Source organism: Halothiobacillus diazotrophicus, assembly GCF_001663815.1.
Lineage (GTDB): Bacteria > Pseudomonadota > Gammaproteobacteria > Halothiobacillales > Halothiobacillaceae > Halothiobacillus > Halothiobacillus diazotrophicus.
This window is the reverse complement of sequence record NZ_CP016027.1, coordinates 1,031,007-1,050,715: the sequence shown is the minus strand read 5'-3', so window position 1 is coordinate 1,050,715 and position 19,709 is coordinate 1,031,007. Positions and strand designations below refer to the sequence as shown.

The 19,709-nt window shown below is 61.0% G+C and carries 16 protein-coding genes; 14 read left to right on the top strand and 2 right to left on the bottom strand.

From position 1 onward, the window contains the following. Positions 1 to 57 precede the first annotated feature (57 nt). From argF to A9404_RS04685, 3 genes are read left to right on the top strand one after another with little or no spacing between them, the layout of a single operon-like run. Positions 58 to 990 carry an ornithine carbamoyltransferase gene (gene argF / locus A9404_RS04695; RefSeq protein ID WP_066099128.1) on the top strand — a complete coding sequence of 311 codons (933 nt, stop codon included), beginning with the start codon at positions 58 to 60 and terminating at the stop codon, positions 988 to 990. Between the two features lie 36 nt (positions 991 to 1,026). Beyond that, on the top strand, positions 1,027 to 2,334 hold the full coding sequence (gene argA, locus A9404_RS04690; protein WP_066102806.1) for an amino-acid N-acetyltransferase: 1,308 nt from the start codon (positions 1,027 to 1,029) through the stop codon (positions 2,332 to 2,334). A 52-nt stretch (positions 2,335 to 2,386) separates the two neighbouring features. Next, positions 2,387 to 3,229 carry a class I SAM-dependent methyltransferase gene (locus A9404_RS04685; RefSeq protein WP_082922739.1) on the top strand — a complete coding sequence of 281 codons (843 nt, stop codon included), beginning with the start codon at positions 2,387 to 2,389 and terminating at the stop codon, positions 3,227 to 3,229. A 139-nt stretch (positions 3,230 to 3,368) separates the two neighbouring features. On the opposite strand, the gene A9404_RS04680 is transcribed toward A9404_RS04685, so the two are convergent. Beyond that, entirely contained in the window at positions 3,369 to 3,992 is a 624-nt protein-coding gene (locus A9404_RS04680; protein WP_066099127.1) for an OmpA family protein, read from the bottom strand. A gap of 591 nt (positions 3,993 to 4,583) precedes the next feature. On the opposite strand from A9404_RS04680, the gene gyrA reads away from it, so the two are divergent. The 11 genes from gyrA to pyrF all read left to right on the top strand — a co-directional run bounded on the left by gyrA (position 4,584) and on the right by pyrF (position 17,984). Beyond that, complete coding sequence (gene gyrA / locus A9404_RS04675) at positions 4,584 to 7,166, top strand: DNA gyrase subunit A (protein ID WP_066099126.1); 2,583 nt, start codon at positions 4,584 to 4,586, stop codon at positions 7,164 to 7,166. A 105-nt stretch (positions 7,167 to 7,271) separates the two neighbouring features. Next, the gene (serC, locus tag A9404_RS04670; RefSeq protein ID WP_066099125.1) at positions 7,272 to 8,363 is read left to right on the top strand and encodes a 3-phosphoserine/phosphohydroxythreonine transaminase; all 1,092 of its coding nucleotides are present in this window, start codon (positions 7,272 to 7,274) and stop codon (positions 8,361 to 8,363) included. A gap of 21 nt (positions 8,364 to 8,384) precedes the next feature. Next, positions 8,385 to 9,548 (top strand): phosphoglycerate dehydrogenase, encoded by a 1,164-nt coding sequence (locus A9404_RS04665; protein ID WP_066099124.1) that lies wholly within the window; start codon positions 8,385 to 8,387, stop codon positions 9,546 to 9,548. A 9-nt stretch (positions 9,549 to 9,557) separates the two neighbouring features. Then, positions 9,558 to 10,742, top strand: coding sequence for a prephenate dehydratase (gene pheA, locus A9404_RS04660; RefSeq protein WP_082923010.1), 1,185 nt, complete (start codon positions 9,558 to 9,560; stop codon positions 10,740 to 10,742). 2 nt (positions 10,743 to 10,744) lie between these two features. Beyond that, the gene (gene hisC / locus A9404_RS04655) at positions 10,745 to 11,950 is read left to right on the top strand and encodes a histidinol-phosphate transaminase (protein ID WP_066102804.1); all 1,206 of its coding nucleotides are present in this window, start codon (positions 10,745 to 10,747) and stop codon (positions 11,948 to 11,950) included. Further along, positions 11,947 to 12,849 (top strand): prephenate dehydrogenase, encoded by a 903-nt coding sequence (locus A9404_RS04650; protein ID WP_066099122.1) that lies wholly within the window; start codon positions 11,947 to 11,949, stop codon positions 12,847 to 12,849. The genes hisC and A9404_RS04650 overlap by 4 nt, the downstream gene beginning before the upstream one ends. Before the next feature lie 111 nt (positions 12,850 to 12,960). Continuing rightward, positions 12,961 to 14,313, top strand: a complete 1,353-nt coding sequence (gene aroA, locus A9404_RS04645; RefSeq protein ID WP_066099121.1) for a 3-phosphoshikimate 1-carboxyvinyltransferase — start codon at positions 12,961 to 12,963, stop codon at positions 14,311 to 14,313. Then, positions 14,307 to 14,975: a (d)CMP kinase gene (cmk, locus tag A9404_RS04640; RefSeq protein WP_066099120.1), complete on the top strand. Its 669-nt coding sequence runs from the start codon at positions 14,307 to 14,309 to the stop codon at positions 14,973 to 14,975. Before aroA ends, cmk begins: the two co-directional genes overlap by 7 nt. Positions 14,976 to 15,095: 120 nt before the next feature. Next, positions 15,096 to 16,775, top strand: a complete 1,680-nt coding sequence (gene rpsA / locus A9404_RS04635) for a 30S ribosomal protein S1 (protein ID WP_066099118.1) — start codon at positions 15,096 to 15,098, stop codon at positions 16,773 to 16,775. Between the two features lie 196 nt (positions 16,776 to 16,971). Beyond that, positions 16,972 to 17,268: an integration host factor subunit beta gene (locus tag A9404_RS04630; RefSeq protein ID WP_066099116.1), complete on the top strand. Its 297-nt coding sequence runs from the start codon at positions 16,972 to 16,974 to the stop codon at positions 17,266 to 17,268. Between the two features lie 14 nt (positions 17,269 to 17,282). Continuing rightward, positions 17,283 to 17,984, top strand: coding sequence for an orotidine-5'-phosphate decarboxylase (pyrF, locus tag A9404_RS04625; RefSeq protein ID WP_197490433.1), 702 nt, complete (start codon positions 17,283 to 17,285; stop codon positions 17,982 to 17,984). A 115-nt stretch (positions 17,985 to 18,099) separates the two neighbouring features. Here the strand turns inward: pyrF and mltF are convergent, their stop codons facing one another. Next, positions 18,100 to 19,686, bottom strand: coding sequence for a membrane-bound lytic murein transglycosylase MltF (gene mltF / locus A9404_RS04620; protein WP_066099112.1), 1,587 nt, complete (start codon positions 19,684 to 19,686; stop codon positions 18,100 to 18,102). Positions 19,687 to 19,709 lie beyond the last annotated feature (23 nt).

Here is a 19,709-nt window from a genome sequence, read left to right as displayed (position 1 = left end):
ATTTACCAAGACGTCGGCGGTCAAACCGGGCGCTGACGTGATTTCGAGATTTTTGTTATGGCTGTTCGTCATTTTCTGAGCCTGCTGGATTATTCCCTGGAGGACTATCGCCGAATTCTGGATCGCGCACGCGAATTGCAGGCGAACTATACGGCCGGGATTCGCCCGGCAACCTTGCAGCAACGTGTTCTCGGCATGATTTTCGAGAAGGCATCGACCCGGACCCGGCTCTCCTTCGAGGCGGGCATGGCGCAGTTGGGCGGTACGGCGATTTTCCTGTCGCCGCGCGATACCCAGTTGGGCCGGGGCGAACCGATCGAGGACTCCGCCCGCGTGATTTCGCGGATGGTGGATGCGGTAATGATCCGCGCGAAGGATCATGCGATGGTGGAGCAGTTCGCCGCCTATTCCCGTGTCCCGGTGATCAATGCCCTGACCGACCTGAATCATCCCTGCCAGCTGTTGGCGGATATCTTTGCCTACGAGCAGCATCGTGGCTCGATTCAGGGCAAGCGGGTGGCCTGGATCGGCGACGGATTCAACATGTGTTACTCCTACATCAATGCCGCTCAGGTATTCGATTTCGAACTCGTCGTCGCGACACCGCCCGGTTATGCGCCGGATCCGGCTGCCGTGGCCGAGGCTGGGGACCGGGTGCAGCTGGTTTCGACGGCCGAAGCGGCGGCCGAGGGTGCCGATCTTGTGGTGACCGACGTTTGGGCCAGCATGGGGCAGGAAGACGAGCGGGAGCGCCGTCTGCGTGATTTTGCAGGCTTTGGCATCGATGATGCCGTGATGGTGCGTGCGAAATCGGATGCGTTGTTCATGCATTGTCTGCCCGCGCATCGTGGCGAAGAGGTCACGGCATCCGTGATCGACGGGCCGCAGAGTGTGATCTGGGATGAGGCGGAGGCCCGTCTGCATACCCAGAAGGCGCTACTCGAATTCCTGATTCTCGGAGACGTCGGCGGCACGCCGTTGTCGGTGTGATTCCCGAGACTCGATGACATGGACAAGGAGGCCGTCATGACGCTCAGCCCGCAGCAGATTCTCGTGCAGGGTCTACGTGATGCCGTGCCGTACATTCGCGAGCACGATGGCAAGGTGTTCGTGCTTGCCTTCGGCGGTGAGGCGCTCGACCATCCCGAAAGCTTCCAGCGTGTCGTTCGGGATCTCGTTCTGATCGCCGACCTGGGTATCCGACTCGTGATCGTGCCCGGCGCGCGGCCCCAGATCAACCGTCGTCTGGCTCAGGCGGGACTGGCGCCGCGATTTCATGAAGGGCTGCGCATCACCGACTTCGAGATGATCGATCCAGTCTCCGAGGCGGTGGGTGCGCTCCAGTTCGATCTCCTGTCCTGGTTGTCGACCCGGCTCAGCATGTCCTCCGGTTCGGGATTGGCGCAGCGCGTATTGACCGGGAATTTCCTGACGGCGCGCCCCATGGGCGTCATCGATGGTGTGGATCTGGGCTTTACCGGTGCGGTGCGTCGCATCGATGTCGAGGGAATCCGTGATGCTTTGGGCGACGGCTCCATCGTCGTTCAGAGCAATCTCGGGTTCTCTCCGACCGGGGAGCTGTTCAACCTGCGCGCGGAAGACGTCGCGGAGGCCATTGCCGTCAGTCTGGGCGCGGACAAGCTGATCTTCCTGACCGACCCGGTAGATGATCTGCCTTCGGTGATGAGTCTCGTGGATGTGCGGATGCTGCTGGACAGGACGGAAGGCGATCTTTCCGACGAATTCCGACTGCATCTTGAAAGTGCCATGCATGCCTGTACACGCGGTGTCGATCGGGTGCACCTGATCGATCGGGATGTGGATGGCGCCTTGCTGGTCGAGCTGTTCACGCGGGATGGGAGCGGCACGCTGATTTCGGCGGAGCCGTTCGAGAAGATCCGGCCGGCCACCCTGGACGATATCGGTGGTATCGTGGCGCTGATCGAACCCCTGGAGCTGGCCGGCGTGCTAGTCCGACGCTCCCGTGAACAGCTGGAACTGGAAATCGGGCGGTTCGTGGTCATCGAGCGCGATGGCGACGTCATCGGCTGCGCGGCCCTGTATCCCTATCCGGAGTCATCGACGGCCGAGCTTGCTGCCCTTGTCGTGCACCCGGCCTACCAGCGCGGCGGGCGTGCCGGTCGATTGCTGACCTTCCTCGAATCGCGCGCCCGTTCCCTGGGGTTGCGTTCTGTTTTCCTGCTCTCGACGCAAACCATGGCGTTCTTCAAGGAAAAGGGGTTTGTCGACGAAAACCTCTCTGAATTGCCGAGCGAGCGTCAGGCCCTCTACAACTTCAAGCGGAATTCGCGGATTTACCGCAAATGGCTCTGATCGGTAGCGCGATCGACAGCGAGCCGTTTACGGCAGCCAGGCTGTCGCATTGATGTCCATGGATCTCGCGCATGGGCCGGACTGGCGCCAGCGGGTTTATGTTTCGGTCGATTCCAATCAAACGGGCGCCGATGACCCTCTTGCCGCGCTCACGCGACAGGCGGCAGAAACGCTCGGTCTGGCCATTGCAGACTGCGGTGTTGCGTTGGATGGGCGTCGGGCGCAGTTCTCCCTGCGTTATCAGGATCGCTCCTGGCAGCTTTGGCCCCCCACTGTGGACGACGCGTTCGGTCGCCAGCCGCTCGTGATCGATTTCGTCGAGGATCCCCGGTTCAAACAACCCATGCCGCTTCGCGAGCCGCTGGCGCGCGCCGTTGGGTTGCGCGCCAATCGCCGTCCCTTGATCCTCGACCTGACGGCCGGTCTGGGTCGGGATGCCTGGGCGCTCGCCAGTACCGGCTGTCAGGTTATTGCGTTCGAACGGCACCCGCTGGTCGCCTTTCTGCTGGCAGATGCCTTGCGCCGGGCGCTGGCGAACGAAGGAACGGCCGCGATTGCACGACGAATCAGGCTGGTTTCGGCGGATGCCCGAACCGTGGATATCCCACTTATTCAGTCCGAAATCGTTGGCGGTGCTTCCATCCCTGAACGTGTCTGGTTGCTGGACCCGATGTTTCCCGAGCGGCGCAAGTCGGCGCTGGTCAAGAAACCCATGCGGATTTTTCAGGCCCTCGTCGGGCAGGACGAGGATGCCGATGCACTGTTTGCCTGGTCCAGGTTGCAAACCGGCACGCGCTGGGTGGTGAAGCGCCCACCTCAGGCCCCGCATATCGATGGGGGCAAGCCCGCGATGAATATCATCAGCGGCCGGATTCGTTTCGATTGCTATTTTTGATTGCGAATCCCGGGCAGCCCATCCATTCAGTAAATCGGAATCGTTAAATCGATGGACACAAAAAAAACACCGCCGGGGCGGTGTTTTTTTGGGGTCACCGTGCGTTCCCGCGACGGGCGCGGGACGCGCGTCAGTCAGATTACTGACCAACACCTTCGGTGGTGACGACAACGCGGCGGTTCTTCGCGCGGCCAGCCTTGGTCTTGTTGCTGGCAACCGGATCCGCTTCGCCCATGCCGACGGTTTCGATCTTGTCAGCCGGGATGTTGTGCGCGGTCAGGTAAGTGGCAACGGTCTTGGCACGACGCTGGGACAGACCCAGGTTGTACTTCTCGGTACCGATGCTGTCGGTGTAACCGACAACCTTGATCTTGGCGATGGAGTTCATGCTGCCCATTTCAGAAATCAGCTTGTCCAGAGCCTGCTTGCCAGCCGGCTTCAGGTTGTACTTGTCGAAATCGAAGTAGGTGTCCGCGGTCAGAGTCACGGTCTTCATTTCCGGAGCCGGCGGCGGTTCGACCAGGGCTTGCGGAGCGGCCGGTTCAGCTTTCGGCTTGGCCAGCATGTCCGGATCGCAGGCCATGATTGCCGTTTCGGGGGTCAGTTTGCCGTGACCGTTGTGAACACACTCGCCAATGGAATTCTTGACGGGTTCGCCGGCACTGTTGAATACGTAGGGCGAGTGTGTGCTGTCAGCGAAGGCCTGACCGGACAGGGCGAAAGCCGCTACGATACCAGTGGTGAGGGCGGTGAATTTATTCATCTGTTAGGTCTCCTTACTATAAAATCGACACTTGAGAATGATAAGCATGATGCGGCAACTATTATGACCGATCTGGTTGCAAATAGTAGTCGCTGGAACCGGAAAGGGCCAAACCTGAGGGGCCACAGGTCGCTATTTCGGTGCATTACCTTGCTGAAATGAAGCTGTCGATTCTCGATTTTTGTTCCTTTTTGGCGCGTTTCTGCGCCATCGTCCTCACTGCAATCTTGTGCAACCGATTGATATATATGGTTCTGTGTATCGATTTGCTTGTGGGGCGTCGTAGTATTGGCGTGGCGGGTTGCCGTGTTGCTACAACGCAACATCCGTCGTAGATTCGATACGCTTTGGTGAGTCGCGGGCGAATTGGTGTCAGTCTTTGAACTGTGTTCACCAGGATGCGCCCATTCGGGCGTATTGAGGCGCGTGGGCCGGTTGTTTCTTCGAATGCTCGTTAGAGTTGCCGTGAAGGCGTGCGACTAGGCGAGATCATGTCATCTTATGGTAAACTTCCGGCTCTTTTTTGTCGGGCCTCTGAGAGGCCTTGCTGCCCGGATTGTGGATGTCGTCGGGCGATCGTAAGGATGAACAATGTCTGAATTTGCGCAAGAGATATTCAAGGTCAATCTCGAAGACGAGATGCGCCGCTCTTATCTTGATTATGCAATGAGTGTCATCGTGGGTCGGGCGCTTCCGGATGCACGTGATGGCCTCAAGCCCGTGCATCGCCGGGTGCTCTACGCCATGCGCGAGTTGGGCAACGACTGGAACAAGCCCTATAAGAAATCCGCCCGTGTGGTAGGTGACGTGATCGGTAAGTATCACCCGCACGGCGATACCGCGGTCTACGACGCCCTGGTTCGCATGGCGCAAACGTTTTCCATGCGGTACCCCCTGATCGACGGTCAAGGGAACTTCGGTTCGGTCGATGGGGACTCGCCGGCGGCGATGCGATATACCGAAGTGCGCATGGCGCGAATCGCCCATGAGCTGCAGGCCGATCTTGAAAAGGAAACCGTCGACTTCATCGAGAACTACGACGGTTCGGAGCGGGAGCCCTCCGTATTTCCTGCCCGCTTCCCCAACCTCCTGGTCAATGGTTCATCGGGTATTGCAGTGGGCATGGCGACCAATATCCCGCCCCACAATCTGAATGAGATTCTGAACGCCACGATCAGTCTGATCGACGACCCGCAAACCGACGACGAAGCCCTGCTGGCCATGGTGCCTGGTCCGGATTTCCCGACCGCGGGGATCATCAACGGCGCAGCCGGTATTCGCGAGGCCTATCTGACCGGGCGTGGACGCGTGGTCATGCGGGCACGCACCAATTTCGAAGAGGACGAACGCACGAGCAAGGCGTCGATCATCGTGACCGAGCTGCCTTATCAGGTGAACAAGGCGCGTCTGATCGAACGCATTGCCGAGTTGGTCCGTGAAAAGAAAATCGAAGGAATCACCGAGCTGCGTGACGAGTCCGACAAGGACGGGATGCGGATCGTCATCGAGCTGCGTCGTGGCGAGCTGCCGGATGTGATGCTCAACAACCTGTATCAGCAGACGCAGATGCAGAGTGTGTTTGGCATCAACATGGTGGCGCTGGTCGATGGGCAGCCGAGAACGCTCAGTCTTCGCGAGATTCTGGTGGTGTTCCTGCGCCATCGTCGCGAGGTGGTGACCCGTCGGACCATCTTCGATCTGCGCAAGGCGCGAGAGCGGGCGCACATCCTCGAGGGTCTGGCCGTCGCGCTCGCCAACATTGACGAAATGATCGCTCTGATCAAGGCGGCGCAGACGTCGAACGATGCGCGGGAAGCCCTGATGGCCCGGGAATGGGATTCCGGGCTCGTTCGTGCCATGCTGGAGCGCGCCGACAGCCAGGCGTCACGCCCCGAGACGCTGGCCGCCGAATTCGGTTTACAGCCGAACCAGAATTACCGCCTGTCCACGGAACAGGCCCAGGCAATCCTCGAGATGCGCCTCAATCGCTTGACGGCGCTCGAGCAGGACAAGATCCTGGACGAGTATCGCGCGCTGCTGGACAAGATTTTCGATCTCCTGGATATCCTGCGATCCGAGACGCGGCTCATGCAGGTCATTCGCGACGAGCTGGTGGCCATGCGCGAGGAATTCGGCGACACGCGGCGTACCGAGATCGTCTTCGATTACGAAGATCTGTCGATCGAGGATCTGATTGCCGAGGAGGATCGGGTTGTCACCCTGTCCCGCGAAGGCTATATAAAGACGCAGTCGCTGGCCGACTACCAGAGTCAGCGTCGTGGCGGACGCGGAAAATCCTCGACCCGCATGAAGGATGAGGACGTCATCGAGCAGTTGCTGGTTGCCAGTACGCATGCCTGGGTGCTGATGTTCACCAACCTGGGGCGCGTATACTGGCGCAAGGTCTATCAGTTGCCCCAGGGCGCGCGCGGTGCACGCGGTCGGCCGATCGTGAACATTCTGCCGCTACAGGAGAATGAGCGGATCAACGCATTGCTTCCGGTGCGCGAGTTCGTCGATGATCATTACATCTTCTTTGCGACGGCGAGCGGCCAGGTCAAGAAAACGCCGCTGGTCGATTTCTCACGACCCCGTCAGGCGGGCATCATCGCCATCGATCTGCGGGACGAGGATCGACTGGTTGGCGCGGCACTGACGGATGGCGACCGCGAATTGATGCTGTTCAGCGATGCGGGCAAGTCGATCCGTTTTGCCGAAAGCGACGTGCGCTCGATGGGCCGGACAGCAGGCGGTGTCCGCGGGATTCGACTCGACGAGGGACAGCGTGTCGTGTCCCTGATCGTCGTCGCGGCGGGTCAGGTCCTGACGGCGACGGAACATGGCTATGGCAAGCGCACGCCGATCGACGATTTCCCCATTCAGGGCCGGGGCGGTCAGGGCGTGATCGCCATCCAGACCAGTGAACGTAACGGCGCTCTGGTGGGTGCGGCATTGGTCGAGGATTCGGATGAAGTGATTCTGATATCCGATGCCGGTACACTCGTCCGCACCGAAGTCAATCAGATTTCCTCCGTATCCCGGAACACGCAGGGTGTGATCCTGATTCGTCTGGGTGAGGATGAACGTTTGGTGCAGATTGAGCCGGTCGATGCGATGGAATCGTCGGTCGAGCCGGGTGATGCCGACGAGGATGCGGCGGAAGTGGATCAATAAATCGTACTGTGTTCGTGCGCGGGGCCGCTCATGGTCGGCTGCCGTGATTGCGGATGCTAGGACAATCTCTGAATTTTTCTAATCTGGTTTTTTGGGGGAGAGAATATGGCGCGTGTATTTAATTTTGGAGCGGGTCCTGCGGTACTGCCGGTCGAGGTTCTGGAGCGGGCACAGGCGGAAATGCTGGATTGCGACGGCACCGGCATGTCCGTGATGGAAATGAGCCATCGCGGCAAGAAATTCGTGTCGATCGCCGAAAAGGCCGAGGCTGACCTGCGTACCCTGATGGGCGTGCCGGACAATTACAAGGTCCTGTTCCTGCAGGGCGGCGCCTCATCCCAGTTCGCCATGATTCCGATGAACCTGAAGGCGCTGTCGTCTTCCGGTGCCGCCGACTACCTGAACACCGGTCACTGGTCCGAAAAGGCCGTTGCCGAGGGCAAGCGTTTTGTTGACCTGAACCTTGTCGCCGATACCAAGCCCAGCAAGTACACCACGCTGCCGTCGCAAGGCGATCTCAAGTTCAATCCGGATGCTTCCTACGTCCACTACACCCCGAACGAGACCATCGCCGGTGTCGAATTCGGCTACATTCCGGAAACGGGCTCCGTGCCGCTCGTTGCGGACATGTCCTCTACCATCTTGTCCCGTCCCGTGGATGTGTCGAAGTTCGGCATGATCTACGCGGGCGCCCAGAAGAACATCGGCCCGGCCGGCCTGACCCTGGTCATCATCCGCGACGATCTGATCGGCCACGCCGATGCTTCCGTGCCGGCCATGTTCAACTACAAGACCCATGCCGAGAACGGTTCGATGTACAACACGCCGCCGAGCTATGCCTGGTACATCGCCGGTCTCGTGTTCGAGCACCTGCTGGCGAACGGCGGTCTGAGCAAGATGGCAGAAATCAACGAGCGCAAGGCGAAGAAGCTCTATGCGGCAATCGACGGCAGCGATGGTTTCTACCGCAACCCCGTCGACGTCAACGCCCGTTCCTGGATGAACGTGCCCTTTATCCTGAAGGATGATGCGCTGGACAAGCCGTTCCTGGCCGAATCCGAGAAGGCTGGCCTTGCCGCTCTGGCGGGACACCGTTCGGTCGGTGGTATGCGCGCCAGCATCTACAACGCCATGCCGGAAGCCGGGGTCGATGCCCTGATCAGCTTCATGCAGGATTTCGCTCAACGTCACGGTTAATTTTTCATCTCCGAGGTTCTCATGTTCAAGATTCATACCCTGAATGCCATTTCAGCCAAGGGCACCGATCGTCTGCCTGCCGATAAATACACCGTCGATGCGCCGCTGGCCGAGGCGGATGCCATCCTCGTCCGCTCTGCCAAGATGCATGACATGGATCTGCCGGCCTCCGTGCTGGCCATCGGCCGTGCCGGTGCCGGTGTGAACAACATTCCGGTCGACAAGATGAGCGAGCAGGGCGTGGTCGTGTTCAATGCCCCGGGTGCGAACGCCAATGCGGTGAAGGAACTGGTCATGGCCGGCATGCTGATGTCGATCCGTAACCTGGGCGCTGCCTGGGATTTCGCTCGTGGCCTGAACGGGACCGATGAGGAAATCCACAAGGCCGTCGAAGCAGGCAAGAAGAACTTCGTGGGCTTCGAGTTGCCGGGTCGTACCCTGGGCGTGATCGGTCTGGGCGCCATCGGCGTGCGGGTGGCCAATGCCGCCAAGGCGCTGGGCATGCGTGTGATCGGTTTCGATCCGGGTATCAGCATCGAGCGCGCCTGGGAACTGTCGCCGGAAGTCCATCAGGCCGGCAGCGTCGACGAAGTCCTGGCCAAGGCCGATTTCGTCAGCTTCCACGTGCCGCTGATCGATGCGACCCGCAACCTGATCAATGCCGAGCGTCTGGCCTTCATGAAGGAAAACGTCGTGGTGCTGAACTTCGCCCGTGAAGGCATCGTCGACGAAGCGGCCATGGTGGCGGCTCTGGATGCCGGCAAGGCGCACGCCTATGTCTCCGACTTCCCGAGCAACCTGACCAAGAACCACCCGCGTTGCCTGACCTTCCCGCACCTGGGGGCGTCCACCGGCGAAGCCGAAGACAACTGCGCCATCATGGTGTCCGATCAGGTGCGCGATTACCTGGAAAACGGCAACATCCGCAACTCGGTCAACTTCCCCGAAGTACGCATGGCTCGTTCCGGCGCGCAGCGCCTGGCGATCGCCAACAAGAACATGCCGGACATGGTTGGTCAGATTTCCCATATCCTGGGTCAGTCCAACATCAACATCGAGCGTCTGATGAACGAGTCACGCAAGCAGTTGGCCTACACCCTGATCGATGTGGATTCCGAAGTGCCCGCCGATGCTCTGACCGCCCTGCGTCAGATCAATGGGGTGCTGCGCATCCGCGTTCTGTAAGGTGCGTTGGTGACTGAACACGTCGACCCCGAGGTGCCGGGCGATTGGCCCGCCACCTTGCCAGCCGTCAGAGCCCGGATCGATGCCCTCGATTCGGAGCTGCTGCGACTGATCTCCCAGCGCGCCCGGCTTGCCGAGCGCGTTGCCGAAATCAAGCGGGCTTCCGCCGAGCCGACCGGTAGCTTTTACCGGCCGGAACGGGAGGCTCAGGTCCTGAGTGGTATCCGTGCGAAAAATCCCGGGCCGCTGGCCGACGATACCGTCGCCTGGCTGTTCCGGGAGATCATGTCGGCGTGCCTGGCCCATGAACAGCCGTTGACCGTGTCTTGTCTGGGGCCCGTGGGTACCTTTTCCGAGCAGGCGGCGGTGCGTGCATTCGGTCACGGTGCCCGATTGGCCCTGGAGCCGGGTATTCCCGAGGTGTTTCGCGCGGTGGCGGCCGGCGCCGTGGATTTCGGCGTGGTGCCGGTCGAGAACTCCACCGAAGGCAGCGTTTCCCAGACCCTGGACGCCCTGGCGTTCGGGTCTGCGGGTTCGACCTGGTCGGCGGGCGATGTGCTGATTTGTGGTGAGGTATCACTGAAGATCGATCAGCAATTGCTGGCACGAGGCGATGCGCTGGATACCACACCCAAGCGTATCGTTTCCCATGCTCAGTCCCTGGCACAGTGCCGAGAATGGCTGGACGTCCACTACCCGGGCGTCGAGCGAATTGCCGTTCAGAGCAATGGCGAGGCGGCGCGGATGGCTGCCGAATCCCCTGACGTTTATGCCATCGGACCGCAGCTTGCGGCGGAGCGGCATGAGCTCCAGGTGGTGGCCGCGAATATCCAGGACAGCGTGTTCAACACCACACGGTTCGTGGTGATCGGTCGCGAGGCCGTGCCGCCGTCGGGCCAGGACAAGACCTCGCTGGTACTGTCCATCAACAACGAACCCGGCACGCTGGCCAAGTTGCTTGCGCCCCTGGCCGAGGCGGGTATCGACGTGACCCGGATCGAATCGCGCCCCGCGCGCGACCGGGCCTGGAATCGGAAGTGGGATTATGTGTTCTTCATCGATATCGAAGGTCATCAGGACGACCCCCAGATCCAGGCGGCACTGAGTCGAATGCTGCCCTTCTGTGGTCGTCTCGGTGTTCTGGGTTCCTACCCGCGCGCCGTTTCGGCCGCGCCGACTGCCCCGACAGCTTGAGTATCCGTACGATGAATCCTTCCGATCGACCCGATCCGTCCTCGGTGGGCGAAACGCTCGCCGCACAGGCACTGGACTACGTCCGTGCCATTTCGCCCTATGTCACCGGCAAGCCCGTGGACGCGGTGGCCCGGGAATACGGGCTCACCGACATCCTGAAATTGGCCTCGAACGAAAATCCCCTGGGCGCAAGTCCGCGCGCCAGCGAGGCGCTGCGTCAGCGTGCCTGGGATCTGAACATCTACCCCGATGGGGGCGGCTATGCGCTCAAGCAGGCGCTGGCAGCTCAATTCGAGCTAGATCCGCACGGGATCGTGCTGGGCAACGGGTCGAACGATCTGTTGGAAATGGTGGCTCGGGCCTTTCTGGCGCCGGGTCGCAATGCGGTCTTTTCGGCCTATGCCTTTGCTGTGTACGCCTTGGCGACTCAGGCAGCCGGGGCGACCGCCAAGGTCGTTCCCGCTTTCCCGCCGGATCATCCGACCATGCCCTATGGCGCGGATCTCGAGGCGATGGCCCGCGCCATCGATGCCGATACCCGCGTGGTATTCCTGGCGAATCCGAACAACCCAACCGGTACCTGGGTGGATCGCGAAGACCTGGTGACCTTTCTGGCGGCGGTACCACCGACGGTGCTGGTGGTGCTGGACGAAGCCTACAGCGAATACGTCGAGCGCGATGATTTTCCAGATGGGCTGGCGCTGTCTCGACAGTTTGGCAATCTGGTGGTGACGCGGACTTTCTCGAAGATCTATGGGCTTGCCGCCCTGCGCGTCGGTTTCGGCGTGGCGCAGCCTGCCGTGGCTGCGATGCTGGATCGAGTACGTCAGCCGTTCAACGTGAATCATCTGGCACTGATTGCGGCCGAAGCGGCCCTGGGCGATACGGACTTTATCGCCCATAGCCGACAGGTCAATGCCGAAGGATTGCGTTTCATGGCGGCGGCCTTCGCCGAGCGGGGGCTGCCGACGATTCCTTCGTTGGCCAATTTCATCACCGTCAATGTGGGGCTCCCTGCGGGGCGCGTGTTCGATGCGCTACTGCGGGAAGGGGTGATCATCCGCCCCCTCGGCGGCAAGAGCGACACCGGCGGCATTTCCTGCCATATCCGCATCACCATCGGCACCCAGGCACAGAACGAACGAGTGCTTGCAGCGCTCGATCGCGTGTTGCTCCGGCTGAACGAGTCGGCTTCGGAGGCCTCATGATCCAGCGCCTGGCGCTTATTGGCCTCGGCCTGATCGGTGGCTCGCTCAGTCTCGCGCTGAAGCAGCGCGGGCTCGTCGGCGAGGTGGTGGGCTATAGCCGTCAACTGCAGACCCGGTTGCGTGCCCGCGAGCTGGGGATCATTGATCGTCCGGTGGACTCGGTGGCCGAAGCCGTGGCCGGCGCCGATGTCGTGTTCGTCGCGACGCCGGTGCAGGCGATGGCCGGCGTGTTCCGTGATATGGCAGAGGCATTGGCCCCAAACGCGCTGATCACCGATGGCGGCAGCGTGAAGGGTGCCGTGGTGGCTGCGGCGAAAGCGGCGCTGTCGACCGCGCAATTTGCCCAGTTCGTGCCGGGCCATCCGATTGCGGGTACGGAGCGCAGTGGTCCCGATGCCGCGTTTGCCGAGTTGTTCGAAAATCACCGGATCATTCTGACGCCCATGCCGGAGAACGCTGCCGATCAGGTCCGGCGCGCCGAAGATCTGTGGCGTTCGGTCGGTGCCCAGGTCGAGTGCATGGACGTGGCGCATCATGATCATATCCTGGCGGCGACGAGTCATCTGCCGCATGTGGCGGCATTCAGCCTTGTGTCGGCGCTCTCGCGGCTGGAGGAACGCTATGAAGTGTTTCGTTATGCGGCGGGCGGTTTTCGGGATTTCAGCCGGATTGCCAGTTCCGACCCCGCCATGTGGCGGGATATCTGCCTGACCAATCGCGACGAACTGTTGCCCATGCTCGATCATTATCTGGCCGAGTTGCAGCAGATGCGCGGTCTGATCGACCACCGGGACGGTGCGGGTATCGAGCAGATGTTCTCCGGCGCCAAGGCGGTGCGGGACGCGCTGTATCGGCCGGTCGAACCCAAGACGTCGGCCGCAGAACCTGCTTCGGAGTAGCTCTGAGTCCGTCAGCCGCCCTGAGTTGTCCGTGTCATTGTCCCTTGTACCGATTTGAAACCCAGCCGGAAAAGCCAATTTCGGCGTCCATTAATTGTTGAGTTATCCGTCATGAGTCACTCCGCTCCGTCACTCACCTATCTGACCCAGCCCTCCGAGGCACGCCTGAAAGGCGCGTTGCGCGTACCTGGCGACAAATCCATCTCCCATCGATCGATCATGCTGGGCGCCTTGGCGGAAGGCGAGACCCATATCACGGGCTTTCTGGAAGGCGAGGACAGTCTGAATACCCTGCGCTGCTTCCGGGCCATGGGCGTGGCGATCACGGATCCGGCCGATGGCGTCGTACGCGTGAAGGGTGTCGGGTTGCACGGTCTCAAGGCGCCGGAAAAACCGCTGTACGTCGGGAATTCGGGGACTTCGATGCGTCTGATGGCCGGGATTCTGGCGGGGCAGGCCTTCGATACCGTACTGGAAGGGGATGCTTCGTTGTCCCGTCGCCCCATGAAGCGGGTCATCGATCCCCTGACCCGGATGGGCGCAGTGATCGAATCGGCGGAGGGCGGTCGTTCGCCGCTGACCATTCGCGGCGGCCAGAAGCTCAAGGCCATCGATTACCTGCTGCCGATGGCCAGCGCTCAGGTCAAATCCTGCGTCCTGCTTGCCGGGCTTTATGCCGAAGGGCGGACCTGCGCGACCGAACCCGCGCCGACGCGCGATCACACGGAGCGGATGCTGAACGGGTTCGGCTATCCGGTCGAGCGCCACGGTGCCACGGCCTGCGTCACCGGCGGCGGAGCGCTGCAGGGACGGGCGATCGACGTGCCGGCCGACATTTCCTCGGCGGCGTTCTTCATGGTGGCTGCCAGCATTGCCCATGAGGCCGACATCATGCTGGAACATGTCGGCATGAACCCGACGCGCACCGGTGTCATCGATATCCTCAAGGCCATGGGCGCAGACATCACCGTGCACAATCCGCGCGAAGTCGGCGGCGAACCGGTGGCGGACATCCAGGTGCGCCACGCCCGTCTGCGCGGTATTGCCATCCCCGAGGATCTGGTACCGCTGGCCATCGATGAGTTTCCGGTGCTGTTCGTGGCGGCGGCCTGTGCCGAGGGGCAGACCGTACTCACGGGCGCGGAGGAACTGCGCGTCAAGGAATCCGACCGGATCGCCGTGATGGCCGATGGTCTGCAGAAGCTGGGCGTCGAAGCGACGGCCACGCCGGATGGCATGGTGATCGTGGGTCGGGGCGCCGAACGGGACGTCTTCGGCGAGGCGGAAATCTGGAGTCAGGGCGATCATCGGATCGCCATGGCGTTTTCCGTCGCCGGCCTGCGCGCACGCGGGCAGATCCGGATTCATGACTGCCAGTTCGTCGAAACCTCGTTCCCGGGTTTTGCCGATCTGTTTACCCGCTGTGGCGGTGGTCTGAGTGTCGAAGCGGGGGCGGCATCATGAGCGACGTGAAGGTCGTCACCATCGACGGACCCAGCGGTTCCGGCAAGGGCACGCTGGCCCGTCGTCTGGCCAATCGGTTGGGTTTCCATCTGCTGGATTCCGGTGCCCTGTATCGGCTGACGGCCTTGGCAGCGCAAAAGGCCGGCATCGCGCTGGATGCGCCGGAAGTCGCCGCCTTGGCCGAATCCCTGAACGTGCGCTTCGATGCCGATGGCGCAGCCTATCTGGATGACGTCTGCGTGGATGACGTGCTGCGCACGGAACAGACCGGCGCCATGGCCTCGCAGATCGCCGCGCGACCGGATGTACGGACGGCGCTGCTGGCGCGTCAGAAGGCTTTCGCGGTGGCGCCCGGTTTGATTGCCGACGGCCGAGACATGGGCACCGTGGTGTTTCCGGATGCGCCGGCCAAGCTGTTTTTGGACGCCAGTGCCGAGATTCGCGCAAATCGGCGGTATAAGCAGTTGATCGAGCGGGGTTTAAGTGCTAATTTATCGGCCCTCGTTGACGAGATTCGCATTCGGGACGATCGGGATCGCAATCGGGCCGTCGCGCCGCTCAGGCCGGCGACCGATGCGCTGGTCATCGACTCCAGCGATATCGCCATCGAGGCTGTCGAGGCGCAGATGTTGGAATACCTGCGCGCTCGGGGAATCTGTTGATTTGTTTGTGTTTAACTCGATGTGACTGCCAACCCACGGATTCGGAATGGACAGCCCTTTAACCACTACGGCAGACAGTCATTAGGAACGTCTGGTCGTACTTTTTGGAACGTTGTATACATGTCAGAAGTAATTGAAAGTTTTGCCGAACTCTTTGAAGAGAGTCAAAAGAATTCCGTGATGCAATCCGGTGCCATTATCGAAGGCACCGTCGTCGGCATCACCGGTGACTTCGTCCTCATCGATACCGGCCTGAAGTCCGAAGGTGTGATTCCCGCAGCCGAGTTTCTGAACGAAAACGGCGAACTGACCATCCAGGTCGGTGACAAGGTTGATGTTGCCCTCGAGTCGGTTGAAGACGGATTCGGCGAAACCAAGCTCTCCCGCGAGAAGGCGCTGCGTGCGCGTGCCTGGACCGCGCTGGAGAAGTCCTTCAAGAACGAAGAAATCGTTACCGGCCGGATCACCGGCAAGGTCAAGGGCGGTTTCACCGTCGAAATGGGCGAAATCCGCGCGTTCCTGCCGGGTTCCCTGGTCGACGTCCGTCCGATCCGCGACACCACCTACCTCGAAGGTAAGGATGTCGAATTCAAGATCATCAAGCTGGACCAGAAGCGCAACAACGTGGTCGTATCCCGTCGTGCCGTGGTCGAGCAGGAATACAGTGCCGAGCGCGATGCGCTGCTGGATCAGCTGCAGGAAGGCATGGTCCTCCGCGGCGTGGTCAAGAACCTCACCGATTACGGTGCGTTCCTGGACCTCGGCGGCATCGATGGTCTGCTGCACATCACCGACATGGCGTGGAAGCGCGTCAAGCATCCGTCCGAAGTCGTCAACATCGGCGATGAAGTGGATGTCAAGGTCCTGAAGTTCGATCGCGAGCGTAATCGCGTTTCCCTGGGCATGAAGCAGATGGGCGAAGACCCGTGGAGCGATCTGGCTCGCCGCTTCCCGATCGGCGCACGCCTGTTCGGCAAGGTCACCAACCTGACCGACTACGGCTGCTTCGTCGAGATCGACAATGGCGTCGAAGGTCTGGTTCACGTTTCCGAAATGGATTGGACCAACAAGAACGTCAACCCGGGCAAGATCGTTGCCGTTGGTGACGAAGTCGAAGTCATGATCCTGGACATCGACGAAGAGCGTCGCCGGATCTCCCTGGGCATGAAGCAGTGTCAGGCCAATCCGTGGGATGCCTTCGCGGCGACCCACCAGAAGGGCGACAAGGTTTCCGGTCAGATCAAGTCCATCACCGACTTTGGTGTGTTCATCGGTCTGGATGGCGGCATTGACGGTCTGATCCACCTGTCCGATCTTTCCTGGAACGAAAGCGGCGAAGAAGCCGTCCGCCAGTTCCGCAAAGGCGAGGAAATCGAGGCTGTGGTCATCGCTATCGATCCCGAGCGTGAACGTATCTCCCTGGGCCTGAAGCAGCTGGAAAGCGATCCGATCGGCGATTACGCCGCGGACAACCAGAAGGGCAAGATCGTCAGCGGCACCATCCGTGAAGTGGATGCCCGCGGTGCGGTCATCGACCTGGGTAACGGCGTCGAAGGCTATCTGCGTGCCTCCGACATCTCCCGCGATCGCGTTGACGACGCTCGTACCGTCCTGAAGGAAGGCGAGACCGTCGAAGCGAAGGTCATGGGTGTGGATCGCAAGAACCGCATGGTGAGCCTGTCCATCCGTGCCAAGGACTCTCAGGAAGAGTCCGAGGCCATGGAAGAGATGAGCCGCGTCACCGTGAGCGCCCCGACCCTGGGCGATCTCCTGAAGGAACAGATGAACCGTTCCGAATAATTCGCTGATCTCAGCGTTTGTAGAAACGCCATCTTCTTTGATGGCGTTTTTTGTTCCTGTTACTGCGTTCTGGTGCGTATTAAGCCCAAGTAACGCCGAAAGCCTCACTCGCGGTTTTCCGCAGGCTTTCTGGGTTATTTGTTCAGGATGTCGGCTGTTTGCCGGCTGTCTTGATATCGGAAATGGGATTACAAGAATGACAAAATCTGAATTGATCGATCGTTTGGCTGACCGGCAGAAATACCTGTCGATTCGCGACATTGATACGTCAGTCAAGCTGCTGCTCGATGAGATGATTGCCGCCATGTCGCGCGGCGACCGGATTGAAATCCGGGGATTTGGCAGCTTCTCGCTCAATTACCGCAAGCCGCGGATCGGTCGTAATCCGAAATCCGGCGAAAGCGTGGCGTTGGAGTCCAAGTACGTCCCGCATTTCAAGCCGGGCAAGGAACTGCGCGAGCGCGTGAACGAAAAAGCGGGTCTGGCGGGATAACGGTTGAAATGAGGATGCACCGGGCGCAACCCAGCCTGTACGTGGCGCTGGACTTTCCGGACCGTGCTGCTGCCGAAAACCTGGTCGCCCAGCTCGATCCCGCCGATTGCGGGTTGAAGGTGGGCAAGGAATTGTTCACCCGGGCGGGGCCGGAACTGGTTCGCTCCCTGGTCGATCGTGGGTTTGCCGTGTTTCTGGACCTGAAGTTTCACGATATCCCGCATACCGTGGCTCAGGCCTGTCGTGCTGCGAGCGACCTCGGTGTCAGTCTCGTGAATGTTCACGCCTCGGGGGGGCGCGCCATGCTGGCGGCCGCTCGCGCGGCGATTCCCCCGGGGACGGATGCCCCGGCGCTGATTGCCGTCACGGTACTGACTTCCATGACGGAAGCTGATCTGGTCGACATTGGTGTCAATCGCCCCCTGGCCGATCAGGTCAGCGCCTTGGCGCGCCTGAGCTGCGAGGCGGGATTGGATGGGGTGGTCTGTTCCGCCTGGGAGGCCACTGCCATGCGATCGGTATTTGTCCAGCCGGATCCGGTCATCGTGACTCCGGGCATTCGCCCCGCCGGCAGCGCCCTCGATGATCAATCCCGTGTCATGACGCCCGAAGAGGCTATCCAGGCGGGCGCCACGTCGATCGTCGTCGGGCGCCCCATTACACGGGCACAAGATCCTGCGTCCGTTGCGCATGAGATCGCTCGAAGCATTCGCTGACGGCCTCTGTTTTTAAGTCAGCAACTGATGCCTGCCCACTCATGGGCAGGCCCTGGTATTTTCCCATCCTTTCCCTGCCACAAACCCGCTGTGATCCGGGTTGGCCGCCGCCTTGTCAGGGCTTGGCCGCTTGTGCGGCGGTCAATTCATGCGTCTGCGCCAGGTTGGGTTCGTTTCGGGAACCAACCCAGATCATCAGATCGTGCAGGGCGCGAATGTTTTCGACGTACTGCACGGTTTCCTCACCACGTGCGTAGCCATAGCGGAGTTTTCGGTAGATCTTCGGGTCGGAGAGTTCAGTGAGGCGATCGCGAACGTCCTGCCAGCGGTTGGGGTCACCGCCTTGCTCCGACGTGAGCTTGAAGGCGTCGCTCAAATGTCCGATCCCGATGTTGTAGGCGGCGATCGCGAAGTAGGTCAGATCGGGTTCCTTGGCACGTTCCGGTACCTGGGCCCGCAGTTGGGACAGGTATTTTGCCGCGCTCATGATGCTCTTGACGGGGTCGCCGCGGTCGTGCAGCCCCAGTTCCTGCGCGGTCGGCAGCGTGATCTGCATGAGTCCGTAGGCCCCCTGATGGGAGGTGGCGTCCGGTTGCCATTTCGATTCCTGATAGCCCATGGCGGCCAGCAGACGCCAGTCGATGTCGTACTTTTCCCCAGCCTTCTTGAAGGCGGACAGGTAGGGGGCGATCCGGCTTTCCACGTCGTCGAGGAATTGCTGGGCCAGGCGCTGATCCAGCTGCTCGAACTGCGCATAGTGCCGGTCGATCAGGTTCTTCAGTTCATGGTTGCTGCGGATTTCGTTAAAGAACATGACCGACGCGTTGTAGAGGGACTTGTCCGCATGGCGCGAGAAGGCCCAGGCAAAGGAAACGGGCGGGCCGAGGTCGGTAGCGACGTGGATCTTGTTGGAAATTTTCTGTCCGAGCATCGTTTCGTGCGACAGCATGACCGCGTAATCCACGGCCCCGGTTTCGAGGGCCTTCAGCGTGCTGATGCCGGTATCTTCCAGCTGAACCTGGATCGTGTAGTCATGGGTGTCCGCAGCCTGGTTCTGGGCATTGTTGCTGTCGTTTGCGTTATCCGGGGTCAACAGGCCCTTCTTGGCCTGTTCCGTCAGCCAGCTCAGGCTGCTTGACCCTTTCTCCACGGCCAGCGGCGCGCTGCCGATGTCATCGAGGGATTGCGGTTTCGGAACACCCTGTCGGTAGACCAGCTGCCGGCGTACCGATACATAGCTCGGCCCATAGCGGAACAGGCGTTCGCGCGCCAGACTGACGACGAGGCCCGCAGCGGCAAAGTCGGCCTTGTTCTCGTCGACGAGTTGATAGGCCTCGTTGATGTTGTTCGCAATGATGAATTTGACCCCGAGACCGAGTTGCTGGGCGAAACGGGTGGCCAGATCGTATTCGAGGCCCTGTGGCTGGTTCTTGTCCGGTACGTAGATCGTGGGGTTGATCAGGGTGGCCACGCGAAGATATCCCCGTTCGCGGACCTGGGTCAGCTGGGGCGTGCGCTCGAAGATGCTGCTGATCAGGATCTCGGAGCCCGGGGGGCGCGGTTCGGCAGGCGGGTAGGTCTTGAGCCACCAGCCCAGCGGGATGCCAACGAGGCATACGATGCCAATCCCGCTGATCCACCACGCCGTTCGCGGCTGGGTGGAATCGGTGACCGAGGTGCTGTCTTGTGGGGTTGGGCTCATGCCGCTTCGCCGGCGACGACGGG

Coding starts and splice junctions, on each gene's coding strand:
- A9404_RS04650 (WP_066099122.1), top strand. CDS start 11,947: ATGATCCAGCGCCTGGCGCTTATTGGCCTCGGCCTGATCGGTGGCTCG.
- argF (WP_066099128.1), top strand. CDS start 58: ATGGCTGTTCGTCATTTTCTGAGCCTGCTGGATTATTCCCTGGAGGAC.
- gyrA (WP_066099126.1), top strand. CDS start 4,584: ATGTCTGAATTTGCGCAAGAGATATTCAAGGTCAATCTCGAAGACGAG.
- rpsA (WP_066099118.1), top strand. CDS start 15,096: ATGTCAGAAGTAATTGAAAGTTTTGCCGAACTCTTTGAAGAGAGTCAA.
- mltF (WP_066099112.1), bottom strand. CDS start 19,686: ATGAGCCCAACCCCACAAGACAGCACCTCGGTCACCGATTCCACCCAG.
- argA (WP_066102806.1), top strand. CDS start 1,027: ATGACGCTCAGCCCGCAGCAGATTCTCGTGCAGGGTCTACGTGATGCC.
- pyrF (WP_197490433.1), top strand. CDS start 17,283: ATGCACCGGGCGCAACCCAGCCTGTACGTGGCGCTGGACTTTCCGGAC.
- A9404_RS04665 (WP_066099124.1), top strand. CDS start 8,385: ATGTTCAAGATTCATACCCTGAATGCCATTTCAGCCAAGGGCACCGAT.
- A9404_RS04685 (WP_082922739.1), top strand. CDS start 2,387: ATGTCCATGGATCTCGCGCATGGGCCGGACTGGCGCCAGCGGGTTTAT.
- aroA (WP_066099121.1), top strand. CDS start 12,961: ATGAGTCACTCCGCTCCGTCACTCACCTATCTGACCCAGCCCTCCGAG.
- serC (WP_066099125.1), top strand. CDS start 7,272: ATGGCGCGTGTATTTAATTTTGGAGCGGGTCCTGCGGTACTGCCGGTC.
- A9404_RS04630 (WP_066099116.1), top strand. CDS start 16,972: ATGACAAAATCTGAATTGATCGATCGTTTGGCTGACCGGCAGAAATAC.
- A9404_RS04680 (WP_066099127.1), bottom strand. CDS start 3,992: ATGAATAAATTCACCGCCCTCACCACTGGTATCGTAGCGGCTTTCGCC.